Below are 17,461 nucleotides of genomic sequence, written 5' to 3' on the forward strand. Positions count from 1 at the left end.
ACCTGGTGCCTTAACGACCAATTGCAAAATAATAAAACTGTCCGGGAGCCTGACCCGTATTGCGAATGGTCACGTTTGCTTTACTAATCCCTTTGATTTGCCCGATATAGGTCGATCCTACGGGAGCATCCGTCGCTGTATTGGGATAAGTAGTAAAAACTGATGGATTCACCAGTGGAAAGGCTACGGGGAAAGCCTGTACGTAATTGCCTCCAGAGGGAATGGCAAGCGTCATGCCCCATTGGAGAATCAAACCTCCAAGCCAAGTCGGGAAGATGACGTAGCTACCACTCATATCCCCGGATACGCTTATAGAAAATCCCCAGCGCAGTTTCTTGGGAGTGACGATCGTTTTATCGTCTGAGCCTGCATCCGCCTGCAGTTGCGTTGCGACTTTCGCCGTGCCCTGATTGGTTTCGGAGGCTTGTTGCGCCAGATCTGCCAGTGCCGCTACGTCGATGTTTCCCTGATTGATCGGGGCATTCCAGGCCTTGATGCACCACATTACAGCCAGGTTGCGCGGGCGGGTTTCAGTGCCGCCGGCATTCACTGTATTGTGCGCGTTCACCATCTGCATGGTGGTTCCGTTGTCTATCGGCGAAAGGAATGCGCCAACCGAAATGCTTGCTGCCGCGCCGTTGATGGTCCCTCCCTGCCAATTACCCGCAGGATCAAAGGTCGCAGCAGTATCATCAAAGTAACGATGGTTGTGCGCTGCGAAGGCCTCTGTTTGATATGTACCAATCGCACGACCCGCATCAACACCTCGCCCGTGATCCCAACCTCGCATGAACTCGCCGCGACCATCGGGTAACCGGAAGCTGCCTGCGCCCTCATCGCCCTTGTTGAATTTCGTACCGAGGTAAGCAGCCAGATCCGGATAAGTCGCAGTGCTCTGCACGCTGCCATCCAGTTCCAGAAAACCCGGCGGGACGATGCCTGTTGGAAAGGCCATCACAGCGCCGACCGGCACGGCAGATCCGAGCCGTGAAACTTCCTTGACCAGCGCCGCTACGTCGATGTTTCCCTGATTGACCGGGGTATTCCAGGCCTTGATGCACCACATGACAGCGATGTTGCGTGGGCGCGACTCAGTTCCTCCCGAAGCGTTTGTTTGCACATTGTTCTGGGCCCCGTACTCCTGAACGAAATTCCGCGACACCGTGCCAGCTGCAAACGTATCCGTGACCAATTCAAAACTGGTGGTATGAGCGTGGGCTTTATTTTGGTCTGTTTGATAGCTGCCAAGAGTGCGGCCTGCATCTACACTCCGCCCATGATCCCAACCGCGCAAAAATTCTCCACGCGCCTCCGGCAGCCGGAAGTTTCCAACCCCTTCATCACCCTTGTTGAACTTGCCACCCAAATAAGCGCTCAAGTCCGGATAAGTCGCGCTGCTCTTGACGCTGTTATCCAGCTCCAGAAACCCCGGTGGCGGCGCATCAACCGGGAACGCCACAATCGACCCCACCGGCAGCGCCGAGGCGTTAGCAATCAGCGCTTCAACTTCGGCCTTGGTATACGAATCCTTGATACCAAAACCGGCCAGCGTTTCTGGATTGGCACCGGCCGTTGCGCGGCCATATTCATCGACGGTAAGACTTTTATAAGTCCCGGCAGCAATCCCGGTTCGCCCGGCCAGCATCTTGAAGGTCAGCGCCGTGGTGCCCAGCGTGATCGGCGCGTTGGTGGTCAGGTGCCACAGCGAATCACCGTTCGCCGTGCCCTCCTCGACCATCACCGTCAGGCCCGGCGTAACCTTGGCATTGCTGTTGGCGTCGGTCGCGCGCTGCCAGTCGCCGTTGGCAACGATCCACAGGCCGTTGTCCTTTGCCAAGGTCTGGCTCGGCAGCAACACACGGTCGCCAGCGATCACCGCCACACCATCAATCTGCTGTGCGCCGCTCGACACGACATTGCCAGTCGCCGCGACCCGCACCGATTGTTTGCCATCGAGCTTGCCGAGTTCTTCGGCCAGATAGCTCATGACCCAGGCACGCGTGGCCTTGACCACCGTGTCATCAATCAACAAGGTCACCAATGACGCATTGCTGGTCTCGAAAATCGAGCGGATGTAGAACTCCTTGCCCGAGCCCGACGTCGCCAGCACCGGTTTGAACGACTCCGGGTATTTGACGATGGCGTAGAGAATCCCGGTATCGGTCCACAGCCCGGCTTCTCGCACATACCAGCCGCCAACATCCGGCGGGATGGTCACTTCGGCAAGCAGCCAGCTCGGATTTTTTTCGTCCTGGAACAAGGCGTTTAGCGGTCCGCGCCAGACTTCGCGTTTCAGCGCGGTGGCGGTCGCGGCCGGGTTGTAGACCGCGCCGTTACCGTCGCCGACCGAAATCTGCGTCAGCTTGATTGGCACACCCGCGGCCTTGCACGCCGTTTCGTAGGCAATCCCTGCGTTGGTGAGCAGGGTGTAATAGTCAGCCATTCAGGCCCCCTGAGGATAAATAGTGGATGTTTCGACGGTGTACAAAGCGGCGGCCATGAACGCCTCGCCAGAGGTTTCCAGGCCTTCGATGAACACCGGATAAACCGTGGTCAACTCGCCGCAGAACGTCGCGGCGCCGATGACGTGATTGCCGAACGCGCTCAAACCCACCGACACCGAGAGAATGTCCCGTTCGCTTTTCGCATCGGCCAGGCGTCGGTCGAGACGGGCGTCGATGGCTTCGCTGTAGGGTTGTTCAGTGAAAGCGCGCACTGAAAAGCTGTAGGGCGCGCCGGGCGGTGTCTGTTCGTACCAGGCGCGGACTTCCGGGCGCAGTTGCAAACCCTTGGCGGCGTTTTCCAGCGCCTTGCGAGTGCCGGCCTGGCGTGCGGTGGGCCAGGCCAGTTCGACAGTCAGACGTTTTTCCGCTTGCGGCGCATCGCTGCTCCACTCGGCGACGCCGCGATCGGCCGCCAGATACGGCAGGAATGCGACCGGGGTTGCGCTGGGATTCATCAGTTCGGGAAACGGCGGCGCGATGCGATCGAGCAAGATGCCGAAGCCCAGATCGAGCCCGCGTTCCAAGGCCGAGCTGTTGGCTGGCAGCAGCGTCGGACGTTTCGTTGGTTCACTCATAGGGTCAGCACCTCGACTTCGACCGCCGTGCAATACGGCGCCTGAAACGCGGTGGTGACGATCGGCGTCAGCGGTTCGAGAATCTGCAGTTGCACGGCACCGGCGCTGTGCAGCGTGTAGTCGATCCAGCTCGGATCGACCCGGCCTTCGAGTCGATGACAACTGTCGGCGTAAGCCTGCAATTGCTGTTCAGCGGCGACCTTGGTCAGGCCCGAATCAGGGCCGGAATTGATCCTCGCTACGACACGTATTTTGTAGCGCTGAATGTCGGCACCCTTGACGGTGACGAGGTCGGTTTCCGGTCGAACATCCGGCCGGGCAAAATGTTCGCGCACACCGTCAAGCAAAGCGGCGGACGGGGTGCCATCGCCCTCTCGTGCAAGTACCGTGACCTGGACTTCGCCCGGTGCGGTACGCCGACCATTGCCATCCTTGATTTGCGCCGCGAGGCCGTCCGGGTTGAACGTGTACGTGACATTGACCACGCCGGCATCGCTGGATTCGACGTTCACCGTGGGCCGCTCGCCGAGGGTGAACAACTCGCGCCGGTACTGCATGCGCGAGCCCGCTGCCGGCGCATGGGGTGCCAGGTAATAGCGCAGACGGGCATCGTCGTCGCTTTCATAAATCGCCGGCACCGGCGGAAACGCCGCCGGGTCACCGGGATCGAGCAACTGACGCTCAAGGCCCATGTCCGCCAGCCGCGCATCGAGGTTGCTGCCGGTCGCCCACCACGCCAGCATCTGCTTGATGCGGGCGTTGTATTTGCGCTCGTGGGTTTGCAGCCGCACGCAGAACGCTTCGAGGGCGAGGGTCAGCAGTTCGCTTTCGTTCTCCAGGCTGGTCTTGAGTTTCGCCGCACTGTCCGGCGAGCGTACCGCGACGTACTCGACGACGAAGACCTTGAATTCGGCGAGCAGCTCTTCGAAGGCATCGACCTTGATCAACGCCGGTTCGGCCAATTGGTTCTGGCCGGGAATCAACATGCTCATGTCACGACCTCGAAAGTTTGTTGGCGGTTTTTCCAGGTGCCGGCGAAACGCAGGAGCAGACCGGCGCCCTGACGGCTGGCGACGATCACTTGCGGTTGAAAATCGCCGATGCCGTTCTGCACGTTGTAGAACGCTTGCGCTGCGTGACTCTGCGCCAGCAGCAGCACGTCGTCGCCGAGGTTCTGCCCCAGCAGCGTGGGGATCAGCGAACCGTACAAGGGCCGTTTTTGCCGGGTGCCCAGCGGTGTGGTCAGGGCTCGGGTCGCGCGCTGCACAAACTGCAGCCAGTCGTCGACCGTGGCCCCGCTGTCTCTATCGATTCCGATCATGGGAAGCTCTTGAAATCAGGGGCTGATGACGCGGCCCTGGTGGTCGACCAGCGGACCGCTGAAGTGCACGCCCGAGGCGTCGATGCTCAGGCCGACGCCGCCCAGTTGCAGGGTGATCAGTTGTGGCGTCAGCGCCAGTCGCGCCGGGCCGATGCTCAGCTCAAGCGATTCGCGAGAACCGTTGAACGCGGCCGGGCCGTTTTGCCAGTGCAAGGTGTGAGTGGCGTCGTCGTAACCGCTTTCGCTGCCGTCCTGGTGCACTCGACGGGTCAGCGTCGGCACCGTGGCGGCGGGTGGAAAGCGGTCGCTGTTCAAGCCAAACAAGGCCACGCTCTGCGCACCGCTTTCGCCGCTGCCGTAGTTGAACAGCAGGCATTGCTCGCCCACCGTCGGGATGCGCGATTCGCTTTGCGCACCGGCGCTGGGATTGAAGAACTTGATCGCCGGGGTGAGCAAACCGCCGTGGCTGACCGTGCAGGTATTGCTGGCAGCATCGACACTCTGACACAGGCCGATCCGACAGAAACTCTCGGCGCGGCGGTGCAGGTCGTCGATGTCTGCTTCCATTTCCGCCAGGCGCTCGATGATCGGGCCCAGTTGCATCCGCAGTAGTGCATCGAACATCGCTCAGGCCTCCAGCGCGGTGTATTGGTCGGGGTCATCGATGTTGCTGACTTCCCAGGTACGGGCGAATTTGGGAATGCCCAGCGGGTCGTCAAGCAGCGTCGGGCCGAGATAAAGCGTCTGCTCGAATGTCAACGTCCAGGCCTTGTATTGCTGCCCGAGCATTGACGGCAGGCCGTCGATATTCATCGGCAGATCACACTGATCGCCGGGCAGGCCCCAGCGATTGTCGGTGATCAGGTTTTTCAGCACGGCAATCAAATCGCAGGCGGCAAAGGCACTGGCCGCAAGTGCCGGTATGACGTGCAGCGACAGCGTCAGCACATGAGCGATACGTCCATCGGCAGCGCGGGCGCCCGGTGCATTGCGCTCAAAATCGATCAACACCCAGGCCTGTTCGCCAGGTGCGCTGAAATCCTCCTGATGGCCGACCTGTACGTTGAGCCCGGCGTGGTTGCGCAAGGTTGTTGCCATCGCCGTGTACAGCTGCGAAGGCTGCTGGATCGGGGTGGGCATGCATGACCTCCTTTTCGAATGTCCACGCGAAAACCCGCCGCACGGTGTGCAGCGAGTCAAAAAAGTCTGGGGGTTACTGTGAATCGCGCGGTGGCACTTCGCAGACGCCGATGCGCTTGGCGGCCCAGCGTTCGTAAAGCCCGATGGCGACGTCGGCACCGGCCATGGCGGTGAGGCAGCCGAATGCGCCAGCGGCCCAGATCGACAGCCCTGCGGCATACAACAGCATGATCGCCGACACGCCGCAGATCATGCAGGCGCCGGAGCGCAAGGCCAGGCGCCGCAGCAATGACCAGCCGCGCGCACCCTCCTTGTCCGCGCGCCACATTTCGCCGGACACCCCGCCGACAACGGCCAGCAGGATGACCAGCCAGATTGGCATGTCCGCCAACGCTTGTTGCTCGTTTGTCATGTCACGCCTCCGTGGGTGATTGATGAGTGGTGGGTTGGTTTCAAACGGTCTCTTTTGAGGCAGGCATTCCAAAAAGCCCGGCGCTTGCACGCCAGGCTTTTCAGTAATGCGCTCCACGGGGCAGGGTTGACGCGTGATTGAATCAGAACGGAGCAACCGGCCAATTGACCGTGTACGGGTAGCCGGATTGTGTTTTAACGCCGCTGACATCAACGCAGTAATGCTTGTAAGCAAGTAACAGCGCTTGCTCTTCAGCTGAAGCAACTCCGATGTCGTTTTTATACTCAAGCGGATTTACCAGCAGCCACTTGCCAGCCGCGTTCAGCAATGTCAGTACCTGATAGGCAATGTCTTTTTCACGTTCGTCATAAGTCGGCTCACTGAAAAACCAATCGACATAATTCACAGTCGTGGCCTTCCAACCTACTTGAACGGCTGTGTTGCCAGTAATCTCAACCCAGAAACCATTGGGGAGGTACGTTGGTGTTTCCTCAGCATCTACAATCTGCATCACCTTGTTAAAAGGTTTTACATAGTCAACCACAACGTAAGCATAACGGTTCATTTATTGCTCCTTAAGTAACTGACGGCAAATGGTGCCGTTGCTTTCCGCTCTCCCAAACTTCCGCTCTAGAGCGGAGCGATGTCAGGCAGGCATTCCAAAAAGCCCGGCGCTTGCACGCCAGGCTTTTCAGTAATGCGCTCCTTCGCCTTCCTTCAAATCCTGTAGTCATGAAGGAAGCTGACTTTTCGGCACTACTGGTGCGGTACGAGTCCATTCAGATTGTTTTTTCCGACCGCGGTCCCTGCCCGCCGGATAACTGCTTCTGGTGCTTTACGCTGCACACCCGGGTCAGTTGCCAACCCTCTGAACCGTTGAGGCCGGTTCATCGCTGCCTGTTCTTGTGGAACTAAAGAGCTTGTCTTGCCAGCCGCTTTGTCGAGCGGCTTGGTGGCAAGAATATGCATGGATGCATATACAGTCAATGCGTAAATGCATTTATTTATGCGCAAAAAATGCGCGAATGCATGAAAGCCCCGCTATCAAAGGGTTTGCCGGTTTCGTCCAAGCGAAAAAAAACCCGCCGAGGGCGGGTTTATCTGAAAGTCATGGGCCTAACGGGCGTACATGCCCCACCAGAAGACGTGGCCAAGGATGACGATCTGCTCTTCCTGGATTTCCTGGAAGCTGTAGTCCTCGTCCGGGTGCTCATCGCGATTGAAGCTGCGCAGACGGATGCCGGTGGGCAGACGGTAGAGCTGTTTCACTCGCAACTGACCGTTGTGGTTGATCGCATAAAGGTCGCCATCGATGATGTCGCCAATGCCGCACTTGCCCGCGTTCACACCGACGGTGGCGCCATCACGCAGCACCGGCAACATGCTGTTGCCACGTACGGTCACGCATTTGGCCTGATCGAACTGCACACCGTTATGGCGCAGGCTGCGCTTGCCGAAGCGCAGACTAGAGCGTTCGCTCTCTTCGATGACGAATCTTCCTGATCCAGCAGCCAATTCAACCTCGCGAAGAAAGGGCACCGACACCTCGTCGTCATCGACAGGGGTGTCGTCGTCCCACAGGCTTATGTCCTTGAGTTCCGCATGCACATCATTCCGCCCGCCGCCGGCCGTCGCTGCGACGTCCGCGCGCCCGCGCAGCTGATCGGTGCTCACGGCGAAGTATTCGGCGATTTTCGAAATATGTTTATCCGAAGGATCGACGATCTTCCCGCTGAGAATCCGCGAGAGTGTGGATTGAGGCACGCCGGTGCGACGGTGGAGCTCCGTGGGGGAGATCCCGTGCTGATCGAGCAGTGCTCTTAAGACGGAGGCTACGTTGCGTTTTTGCATAACGCGCATAATGCTTGAAGTTTTTTGCGAAGACAAATGCTGTTTTGCATAAAACATGCATATAACAAGATTTCGATGAACAAACTCGTCAATCCACCGCGATGCCTGCGTCCGATTGAGCACCCATGGTAACCTTGCGTCCATCGCGGAAACGCCCGGCCGATGCCGCGCTTTTGCCCTACATCTTCTAATGAGTTGCCTGACAATCCGATGAATAAAGCCGTCTCCGACCTGTCCTCCCACACTCCGATTGTGTTGGAGTACCTTCGTCGTTGAGGCCTTGCCCCTTGTATTTATTGGGGTCTAGCGCGCTTCGCTACTGCATGCACTAACGCATGAATGGCATTTCATGGCATAGATTGGCGTAGGGTTTGCCCCATTTTTGCCCCAAACCACACCTCCGTACATCACCGTCAATTCGCTTTCGACCGATCATGGATCGTGCAATATTCGACGTAGATACCGCTACGCCCAGCCTGTGCAGGGTTTCGAAGGATAGAGGTAGCAAAATCTAACCAAGTGTTGCTTCTATCATTGTCGCCAGGTTACACAGCTACGGGCCACCGTTCAAAGCAAGTCTGGTACAGTCAGTTTCGGTAAATACTTTGACAGGGAGTCAAGCATGGCAAAGCCAGCGGCACGTATCACTGATCCAACCAGTTGCCCCATACCTGGGCACGGTTCGAAAGCAATCGCGTCCGGTTCTCCAGACGTGTCCTTCGACGGTCTCGCAGCAGCCCGCAAAGGGGACATCTGTACGTGCGGCAGTGCATTAGCCTCGGAAGTGTCCGGCAACGTGTTTATCAACGGCCAAAATGCCGCACTTGTCGGCACTGTTGGCGCTCACGGCGATGTCGTCATCGGCGGTTCGAGTACGGTTATTATCGGAAGCACTCACACCCCCGCTCCTTTCATTCCGCCTACGCCCATGGTCATCCACGGGAACTGGATCGGCTTTAAAATCCCTGCAGAAGAAAGCTACGCAGGAGTTGCTTGTACAGCTCACTTTGACGATGGGTCGTCCATGCCGGGCGTTTTTGACGCAAACAACTCGGTCAAATTTTTAAACCCCACCGGAAAAACATGCCATACATTGGCATTTGCCCAACACGAGAACACCTGCACAATCGCAGGTATTGACGGACTGCTGAACGATATTTTGGGATAAGGAAATCTCGTGATGGAATCAAATCTGGTAACCGGAAGTTACGTTGTCAAAAGCGAGCATACGCTCGAACGGTCCCCCCTTGAAATGGCGGTTGCGGGCATGGAGGGGGCGGCTAGTCGTTTTTCCATTGATGCCATCAAGGACGAACGCGTCCGTGCAAGCTACGAGGGAAATATTCGACGAATGTCGCAGCAGATATTCGCTGAGGTTAGGGCCGGTAAAATCAGCGTCGAGGATGCTACGAAGTTCAGCAACGAGATGCGCAACAAGATCATGTACGAACACCGCAAGCTGACCTCTGCACATGGCTTGGCCATTGTGCAGAAAAAGAAAAAAACCGGAAAAACATACGGCGAAATTCTGGACGGAAAATCTCAGACCCAATTCAAAAAGAATTATGAACAACTTTCTAAGGCCCAACAGAAAGAAGTTTTGTACAAAGCTCTTGAACGGTCTGGCAGCGCAAATGCCAAGTTCACGTCTGGCACTAAAATCATGGCCGTTATGGGCAAGGTTGGGATCATCATGACAGCGGTGCTTGCCACATATCAAATACTAGACGCAGACGACAAAGCCAAGGAAACGGCCCGTCAAGCCACCATTCTCGGTGGTGGTGCGGCAGGTGGTTTTTTGGCGGGATTGGGCATATCCGCGCTTTGTGGTCCTGGAGCTCCGGCCTGTGCCATAGGCGTTGTTCTCATTGGAAGCATCGCCGGCGGTATCGCTGGCGGGGTAGCTGCAGATACGTTCGACGCAGAGCTAGAGGAGCTGGCCCATTGGGACATATTTTAACTCCTGCGGAACGAGCGAGCATCCAGATTGCGCTCGCTGAAGCGTTTGTAGACACCGACGTCGACTACGCCTCTATCGCAGAGCGAATCCGCAGCTATGATCCACAGGTTGTGGAAGAAATCTTGTACTCAGAGGTCGCGCCCGTGTGTTTCAGCAACCTTGAAACGCCTGTCCCTCCTGTCTGGACCGGTTTTCAGGATGAATGGTTACTTTATGAAATAGGCAAAGAACTCAAAGCGCGAGAAAGCAGTTGGATTCGAAGTATTTTCGACCGGTTAAAAGTTACATGGCTACGTTACAGCTACGGTTACATCTGGAAAGAACTCACGAAACTGAACCAGTCCCATTAATTCTAAAAAACACTCCAGCCAGTACAATTGGCTTCGGGGTTAGGCATTCGAACCCGACCTGTACGCACTTCAGCCCGCTAAAGGCCGTATTCCTCGTGGGCATCATGTCGATTGCTAGGACAGAAACGGCCTACAGCGGCCTCGATTTTGCCCTAATGTTGCCCTAGACCTTGAATAATCACTGCCCGATAAGTTGGAGAGGATTACCACAATCAGCATGGCCTGGAAGCTGCGATTATGGAGATTAGCTTTTGGGTGAAGCACCGTGATTCAGTAGAAGTAAGGGGTAACGTTCGCGGTGCGCTGGAGGCGACTGGGGACAATGCGGGCCGTATCTAGCAAGGACTGGCTTGCCTCAAGGTTTTTGATCTCAGTTAGGAGCCGCCACCAGCCTCTCCCCTAGCGATGAGCAAGCTCCATTCTGCAAGACTGAAACAGTCGATTATGAGCTTGCCCCCCAAGCGTATGCCTAGAAATGCTCAGTTAATTCGCTTATTGTCTACTCGGGTCGATTGCACGCAGCTGAAAGCAATGACACCTTCACTGACCGCAATAACCCTGTGGATCAATGAATAGTTTTTTTCCAAACTAGGGAAGTTAGTTTCGTCAATTACGGATCGTTAAATTGAAACTACCAGATAGCGCATCAAGTTTTACTGAGTCGGTAATCACAGACAGTCGAAACCTGATCAGTCGAGGCTTATGGGAAATACCCACAGCCCGGTTCGATCGTTGGGTAAATCAGTTTGTGGGTCCAGAAGAAGAATTTTTTGCAGCGTGCTTGCTGGACCACTTGATTTTCCGAACCTCTTCTCAATTTGAGGCAGGACTTCGCGCACTTTTTCGCAGCAACCTTCAAGGAAAAATCTTCGCTGGAAACTCCGACGAAGAGTTGATGCTTAAACTGGCAGGTCGAGTTGAAAGCAAATTACGGGTAGTCCCTGTTATAGGTGAAGACGACCCGCCCACCAAATCGGGCCCACTAGTGCTTCGACGTCTCCAAAGGATTATGCATATTCGGCATAAGTGGCTCTGTTGGCCATGGCAAGCCGCAAAGAAAATACAGAACTCTGAAATTAACACAGTAATATTCGTCGACGATTTTTTAGGGTCCGGCCAACAGTTCGAAAACTTCTTTAACCAATGGGGATTTAGTCAGCTACTGAATGATACAAACTATTATTATGCTTCCGTCGTAGCCCATAATAGTGGGCTGGACCACATAACAAAAACCTTCCCCTACGTCCAAGTCATATCAGCAGAGCAACTTGATATATCCCATAATTTTTTTTCCGATGATGTTTGGCACCGCTTAGGCCAAGGTGCAATCACAGCAACAGAGGCTAAAGCATGGTACTTATTATTTGCTAAAGAAAAAGGTTTGATTCCCAGAAGCATTGGCGCTTTCGGCACTGGTGAGCTTTCATTGGCATTTGGATTCAGTCATTCAACGCCAAACAACTCATTACCGATTTTTTGGTATGAGAACGAATCTACAGGCTGGCAGCCTTTACTGGAGCGCTAAAATGATAAATAAACTGCCTGAAATTTTCTCAAAAAACCGAAATGAAGAAACGAAAGAGGATAACTGGTCGGACTTTGTTGTACCAGGTTTTCTCAATGAGCTTGAAATAAAGTCACAGAGCAAGGCCATCGTTATTGTTGGCGGGCGTGGTACGGGAAAGACTACACTACTGCGATATTTTTGCCATGCAACTCAGTTTTCATCTAGACGACCAAACCTACCAGATAACATATTAAACCACATTGGCCTATACTGGAGAGCCGACACCAACTTTCTAAACTCCTTCGCAGGAGGGGAACAAACTCCAGAAGTCTGGCGATCTGCTTTTGAACACATGCTGGCGTGCGAGTTCGGGAAAGAAATTATACGCGCACTGAAGAACTTAAACTGTAACCCTGAAAGACAAGAACGATTCGGTTTACTCGAAAGCTTGAGCATTTCGGTGCTTAGAGATTTTGATGATAGCCTAGGTGATACCATATTCGAACTCGAAAAAAGCCTACAACGAAGTCGCACTAGACTTGCAATGTGGGTTAATAATTTAGACACCTGTCCCCGCCCAGTATTTTTACCAGCCGACGCATTCCTCAGAGCACTTATAGGAACACTAAAAGATCAACTACCCTACTTGTCAGAATCCACATTCGGCATTTTTATTGATGAGTATGAAAACCTCAGAGATGAGCAACAACGCTTCATCAACGGGCTATTGAAACATGGGTCTCCTCCACTAATTTACAACATTGCACTTAAGCCAAAAGGCTGGCATACAAAGCAAACAATCGGCGGAGAGTCCATTCAGGAAATATCCGACTACCGAGCAATTGACCTAGAATCTTACATTGCAAAAGATTTTGATGTTTTCGCCGCAGAGTTACTTTTTTTTCGTCTAGCAGAGCACGAGCCTGAACTTCAAAATAAACTCCCCATCGTGCCTGAACACCTCAGATCGATAGATCATATACAAGAGAGGTATGACAACCCTAAATACCGGGAGATCATTGTCAACGCGGCAGAGCAAATGTTGCCGCGTGTATCACTACGAGCAGCAGCAACAGAGGTGTTAACCGATGCGAAACTGCTTGACCGGCTGATTAACAAAATTCGTTTTGCCTTGCAACGAAAGGGCAGCGAATTAGAAGCTGAAGACTTTATTGATATTCAACATCCTGAAGTTTCAGTAATCATGCCGGCACTCCTTAGCAGGGACCGCGAGAGCGCCGATGCACTTCTTAAAGAATTTATAGATCTCAAACACGGCACTGGAGTAAGGCTTTCATCAAAGGGCGCATTAGTTTCAAACAACTTGTTTGGATGCATAAACTCTATCTACATAGACGCGAGACGTACATCTATTTTGTTCTCTGGCTTCACAGTATTAACAATGATAGCGAGGGGGAATGTACGTCACTTATTAGAATTGATCCACCGAATTTTCAAAGAATATAAACCGTCCGAAGATGAAGTTCTCCCCGTAGTTCCACCTTATGTACAAGCCCACGCGATATACATAGCAAGCGAATCGATACTCAACACTGTCAGCGGATTTGGTATTTTCGGACCACAATTATATGCCCTAGTGTTATGCTTGGGGTCAATTTTTAGACAACGCCATAGAAGTGACAAACAGAGCGAGCCAGAAATCAATCATTTCACGATTGCGGGAGGGGAGTTAAGTGAAAAACTTAATCGTTACCTTCTCGAAGCGGAGAAATGGTCAGTTCTGTTTCTTTCAAGAGAAACAAAAATGAAAACGCTGGGAGTAATTGCTTCAGACTATACACTCAATCCGATATTCTCACCTTACTTCCAGATTTCCTATAGAAAAAAGAGAAGTCTTCATTTCAACACCACTCAGCTTTTGCAAATGTTCGAAGGTGATCAACAGGTACGAGATGCGCTTGTAAGAGAACTTGGCAAACAGGATGTTAGCGAACCCGAGCAAATAGACCTGTTCGGTGAGGTGCGTTATGAATGACGGACGTGATGGCCAATACTTTTTTACCTCAAAGACTTCTTTAGAGATTCCTATCAGCCTCGAAGGCGTGGATGTTGCTTTTGTTGGTGGTGAAGTAGACCAGCGAGGGGTCGCGAGTATCGCTGCATTAGAAAATATAGCAGGTGATGTTTTTCGCTTAAGATTTGATGCGGCGAACCAGCAGACTTATATCAATGATAAACCCGTATTAAGGGAAGCGCTCTCGAAAATTCTCAATAATAAAAATCGCATCATTCTGGACGCTACCACTCTCGGCTTGGGAGAGATTTTACAAGTATTACTCGTAGCGAAGAAACTAAGACTTCCTACCATCGAATTTTTGTATGCAGAGCCAAAACGATATACGAGAAGAGAAGGTGTGATTGATTTTCGAATGAGAGACTTTAGCCTCACGCAAAACTGTCACTTTCGGTCGATACAAGGTTTTGCTTCTGAATATGATCCATCTATGAGAGCAGCGCATGTTTTTCTTCTTGGTTTCGAACCCGGGCGCATACGAAACGCAATAGAACAACGCGGTGATTACGATCCTACTCGGTACCGCTTCCAAATGGTTATTGGCGTTCCAGCTTTTCAAACTGGCTGGGAGTCGAATACTATTCGACCGCACTTGGCAGTTCTTGAGGATTTGGACATAACCGAAAGATCCATTATGTACTGCCAAGCAAACTCAATTAGAGAATCTTATCTTACTTTATGGAGCTTATATCGCCAGCTCGGGGATGAACGGGGGTGCTTTTTCGTTTCGCCACTGGGAACAAAACCCCACGCCGTCGGCGCAGCACTTTTTTTGCTGGAAACTAAAGGAAACGAAATATCTACATCACTTTACTACGACCACCCCGAACGCGTCATAAAAAGAAGCACTGAAATAGCTGTTTGGCACCACGTTATCGCGCACTTAAAGCATTAACATAAGGAATTCATTCTGTAATTTTATAGTGTGACTTTAAGATCCAAAAGACCTTCTACGGTAATGAAACTTGCACCAACCCCGTGTGCAATACTGGTCAAGCTTGCACGACCCGCCTCACTGATAAGATAGTCAAAAACCCTATCTGAGTAGATAGGGTCTATCCTTAGCAAAAGAATGCAGTCGGTTATTACCACAGACCCGATTGTCACTTTCCAAATCTTCTGACTAAGATTACGACCTACTCTAGCAATTAGAATATCGCCTATTTCAGCGTAAGTAAAAGCACCACCTTTAAGCGACGCCTTTTTTGTAGTAAATTTTCGAGGCACACTAAGTCGATCAGCCGTAAAATCCGTCGTGTGCAAAATTTTTAAACTACTACTCTTTCTTTCAATAGAGCTAAACGAGCCTCGTCTTAATGACTTAGTTAAATCTCTAAGGGTTAACTCTCGCCTAATGATTTTCGTTTGCTGTGCGACAAGATAAGAATAATCAAGTCTTGACGAAGCTTTTTCCGATGGCAATTCTATTATATCAGAAAGCTTACCATTGGAGTCTAACCGTTGAATCTGAATAAATTCGGAAGCAGCTATATTTTTTGAAAGCACCATAATATGTGCTTTGGCATCAGTATTACGAAATATTCGCCTCGGAAGCTCAACAACTCGTTCAAGTCGGTGTGTTGCAGCGAGAGTTTTTCTAAGAGTTGAAAACTTTTCACCAGCAATTATTCCGTCTGGCAATATCAATCCCAACTTTCCGCCGACTTTCAAAAACCTCAAATTCTGCGCTATAAACAGTACTTCAGCGGGGATACATCCAAACTTAGGCAAAATACTTTGTAGGCCTGCCTCCTCTAAGATTTCGCTAAAATGTTTACGCCATCTCGGTCGCACATATGGAGGATTACACACGGCAGAGTCGACTGTTCCAAAACCAACTCCAATTTTTTTATCTAGAGCATGCTCCAGTGCATCCCCCACATGATGCTGTATTAGATTCTTCGAGAAATTAAGTGGTAACCGCTCTTCAGAGTTCGTATCTATATCCACGGTGAAAAATTTAGCAGTTACCCACTTTTGGGTCGCTTCACGAATGAGCGCACCATCCCCAACACCCAGTTCGATTACAGTGGCTGGCGTTTCAATCGACATGGATTGTATAAGAAGGCCAGCAACTTCCTGCGCGGTATAGTATCGACCTAAATGATCTGATGTTTTTGGAGTCCGCAGTAATTGCATTTGAGCTACATTTCACCTAGAAGGGAGTGGAGGACGACAGATTGCGAATTGGCCGATACGAAGTCCCTAAACACGACCTCGTCAGACAGGTCAGCACCACTAATTTCACCTGGCAGCATATTCCACTGTTCGACCTAATGCGAGTTTCTCCCGTTTCTGGGAGCGCGATCGATAAGGACTTCGTTGAAAAAATCGCCCTCCACTTCGTCTCCTTGCCCCCCAATCGGCATCCTTCAGCGGGTTGCATCATCCTAGCCAAAGTCGAGGGATATCGCGGGTATTGCTGCTGTATATTCAGAATAACCCGCCCAGCGCTTCCTTCTCCCAGTTCATGATTACCAGTTCGCCACTGACTTCGGCCTTCCCCTGCCGCTGATTGGCTGTGGTGTAGCGGATGTCCAAGGTCTCAAAGTAGAAGCCTTCGAACACTCGGCGGATGTCCGGGTGGTCATTGATGCTGACCATCACTTTGCCTTTGCAGCGGCGCATGAAGTCGGCCATCCGCTCGTAGTTTTCGAACGGAAAGTCGACGCCGTAGCCGGCGGTCTGCCAGTAAGGCGGGTCCATGTAATGGAAAGTGTGGGCACGGTCGTAACGTTCTGCGCATTCAAGCCAGGGGAGGTTTTCGATGTAGGTGCCGGTCAGGCGCTGCCATGCGGCCGAGAGGTTTTCCTCGATGCGCAGCAGGTTGATGGCCGGCGCAGTCGTCGCCGTGCCGAACGTCTGACCGGAAACCTTGCCAGCGAAGGCATGGTGCTGCAGGTAGAAGAATCGGGCGGCGCGCTGGATGTCGGTGAGGGTTTCGGGGCGGGTCATTTTCTGCCATTCGAACACCTGTCGCGAACTGAGCGCCCATTTGAATTGGCGCACGAATTCTTCGAGGTGGTTCTGCACGACGCGGTAAAGCGTGACTAGGTCGCCGTTGATGTCGTTCAGGACTTCGACCGGCGATGGCTGGGGCTTCATGAAGTACAGAGCGGCACCGCCGGCAAAGACTTCGACGTAGCATTCGTGAGGCGGAAAAAGCGGAATGAGGCGATCGGCCAGGCGGCGTTTGCCGCCCATCTAAGGGATGAAGGGTGTAGACATTGAAAGCAAGACCTTTACTGTATGGATAAACAGGTGCTAGGCTCGCCGCGCTTTGTGCACGGAGCAAGAGCCTTGGCTGGACTTGCAGGGACATCTGCGGGGACGGCGGTCGATCCGGATGTTGGCGCATCCGGACTGACCGCTCTTTTTTACTCAGATTTGAAAGTTGATACGCTCAGTAGCTTGCAGTGGCTTATGGCCACACACTGAAGTACCCTCTCGGGCTTTTCACAGGAGTGTTGTATGAATAAGAAACTCATTCTGGCGATTCTGCTGTCCACCGTCAGCGGACTCGCGGCTGCTGAAAACGCAAAATCCATCTTGGTACCAGGCTCACAAGACCGTGACTTTGGTGTTGTCTGCAGAATCAATGGCAACGAGACGTTTTCTGTCAAAGAGAGCAATCGCAATAACGGGTACAAAGTGGCGAGAAACATCTACCTCACTGATATCAGTGCGGGACGGGTTGCAATCAGCATGATGCGCGGATTTGTATCAGCTAATGAATATACGACCTATGTGACTGCCACTGGAGAATCGTGCGAGACCTTTAGCAAATAAGCGTCGCCAGTTGCTGG

Annotated in this window: 18 protein-coding genes; 7 read left to right on the top strand and 11 right to left on the bottom strand. The window is 52.7% G+C overall.

All coding sequences use genetic code 11. From position 1 onward, the window contains the following. Positions 1-10: 10 nt before the first annotated feature. From J3P93_RS21705 to J3P93_RS21745, 9 genes are all read right to left on the bottom strand, one after another. Entirely contained in the window at positions 11-2,443 is a 2,433-nt protein-coding gene (locus J3P93_RS21705; RefSeq protein ID WP_434591766.1) for a phage tail-collar fiber domain-containing protein, read from the bottom strand. Beyond that, positions 2,444-3,079 carry a phage tail protein I gene (locus J3P93_RS21710; RefSeq protein ID WP_434591769.1) on the bottom strand — a complete coding sequence of 212 codons (636 nt, stop codon included), beginning with the start codon at positions 3,077-3,079 and terminating at the stop codon, positions 2,444-2,446. After that, a complete protein-coding gene (locus J3P93_RS21715) occupies positions 3,076-4,071 on the bottom strand; it encodes a baseplate J/gp47 family protein (RefSeq protein WP_434591772.1) in 996 nt (331 codons plus the stop codon). The genes J3P93_RS21710 and J3P93_RS21715 overlap by 4 nt, the downstream gene beginning before the upstream one ends. Further along, on the bottom strand, positions 4,068-4,400 hold the full coding sequence (locus tag J3P93_RS21720) for a phage baseplate protein (protein ID WP_208938521.1): 333 nt from the start codon (positions 4,398-4,400) through the stop codon (positions 4,068-4,070). The genes J3P93_RS21715 and J3P93_RS21720 overlap by 4 nt, the downstream gene beginning before the upstream one ends. A 15-nt stretch (positions 4,401-4,415) precedes the next feature. Beyond that, positions 4,416-5,024 (bottom strand): phage baseplate assembly protein V, encoded by a 609-nt coding sequence (locus J3P93_RS21725; protein WP_434591776.1) that lies wholly within the window; start codon positions 5,022-5,024, stop codon positions 4,416-4,418. A 3-nt stretch (positions 5,025-5,027) separates the two neighbouring features. Continuing rightward, positions 5,028-5,540 carry a hypothetical protein gene (locus tag J3P93_RS21730; protein WP_434591779.1) on the bottom strand — a complete coding sequence of 171 codons (513 nt, stop codon included), beginning with the start codon at positions 5,538-5,540 and terminating at the stop codon, positions 5,028-5,030. Positions 5,541-5,613: 73 nt separating this feature from the next. Continuing rightward, positions 5,614-5,952, bottom strand: coding sequence for a phage holin family protein (locus tag J3P93_RS21735; RefSeq protein ID WP_186550225.1), 339 nt, complete (start codon positions 5,950-5,952; stop codon positions 5,614-5,616). A 142-nt stretch (positions 5,953-6,094) separates the two neighbouring features. Continuing rightward, positions 6,095-6,517: a tail fiber assembly protein gene (locus J3P93_RS21740; protein ID WP_434591783.1), complete on the bottom strand. Its 423-nt coding sequence runs from the start codon at positions 6,515-6,517 to the stop codon at positions 6,095-6,097. A 551-nt stretch (positions 6,518-7,068) separates the two neighbouring features. After that, positions 7,069-7,803, bottom strand: a complete 735-nt coding sequence (locus J3P93_RS21745) for an XRE family transcriptional regulator (RefSeq protein ID WP_434598460.1) — start codon at positions 7,801-7,803, stop codon at positions 7,069-7,071. A 622-nt stretch (positions 7,804-8,425) separates the two neighbouring features. Here J3P93_RS21745 and J3P93_RS21750 point away from each other — a divergent pair. The 6 genes from J3P93_RS21750 (at position 8,426) to J3P93_RS21775 (ending at position 14,550) form a co-directional block, all read left to right on the top strand. Continuing rightward, positions 8,426-8,971, top strand: coding sequence for a PAAR domain-containing protein (locus J3P93_RS21750; RefSeq protein WP_434591785.1), 546 nt, complete (start codon positions 8,426-8,428; stop codon positions 8,969-8,971). Between the two features lie 9 nt (positions 8,972-8,980). Then, complete coding sequence (locus tag J3P93_RS21755; protein WP_434591787.1) at positions 8,981-9,763, top strand: hypothetical protein; 783 nt, start codon at positions 8,981-8,983, stop codon at positions 9,761-9,763. Continuing rightward, entirely contained in the window at positions 9,748-10,113 is a 366-nt protein-coding gene (locus J3P93_RS21760; protein WP_434591790.1) for a DUF7079 family protein, read from the top strand. The genes J3P93_RS21755 and J3P93_RS21760 overlap by 16 nt, the downstream gene beginning before the upstream one ends. A 625-nt stretch (positions 10,114-10,738) precedes the next feature. Next, complete coding sequence (locus J3P93_RS21765; RefSeq protein ID WP_434591792.1) at positions 10,739-11,638, top strand: phosphoribosyltransferase-like protein; 900 nt, start codon at positions 10,739-10,741, stop codon at positions 11,636-11,638. 1 nt (position 11,639) lies between these two features. Beyond that, positions 11,640-13,616, top strand: coding sequence for an ORC-CDC6 family AAA ATPase (locus J3P93_RS21770; RefSeq protein WP_434591795.1), 1,977 nt, complete (start codon positions 11,640-11,642; stop codon positions 13,614-13,616). After that, a complete protein-coding gene (locus J3P93_RS21775; RefSeq protein ID WP_434591798.1) occupies positions 13,609-14,550 on the top strand; it encodes a hypothetical protein in 942 nt (313 codons plus the stop codon). Before J3P93_RS21770 ends, J3P93_RS21775 begins: the two co-directional genes overlap by 8 nt. 23 nt (positions 14,551-14,573) lie before the next feature. Here the strand turns inward: J3P93_RS21775 and J3P93_RS21780 are convergent, their stop codons facing one another. After that, positions 14,574-15,794 (bottom strand): N-6 DNA methylase, encoded by a 1,221-nt coding sequence (locus J3P93_RS21780; RefSeq protein ID WP_434591801.1) that lies wholly within the window; start codon positions 15,792-15,794, stop codon positions 14,574-14,576. 294 nt (positions 15,795-16,088) lie between these two features. Further along, positions 16,089-16,859: a DNA adenine methylase gene (locus J3P93_RS21785; RefSeq protein ID WP_434591804.1), complete on the bottom strand. Its 771-nt coding sequence runs from the start codon at positions 16,857-16,859 to the stop codon at positions 16,089-16,091. Between the two features lie 267 nt (positions 16,860-17,126). Between J3P93_RS21785 and J3P93_RS21790 the strand changes: the two genes are divergently transcribed. Then, the gene (locus J3P93_RS21790; RefSeq protein WP_320336664.1) at positions 17,127-17,444 is read left to right on the top strand and encodes a hypothetical protein; all 318 of its coding nucleotides are present in this window, start codon (positions 17,127-17,129) and stop codon (positions 17,442-17,444) included. Positions 17,445-17,461: the final 17 nt, after the last annotated feature.

Source organism: Pseudomonas sp. R3-57 (assembly GCF_051132065.1).
GTDB lineage: Bacteria > Pseudomonadota > Gammaproteobacteria > Pseudomonadales > Pseudomonadaceae > Aquipseudomonas.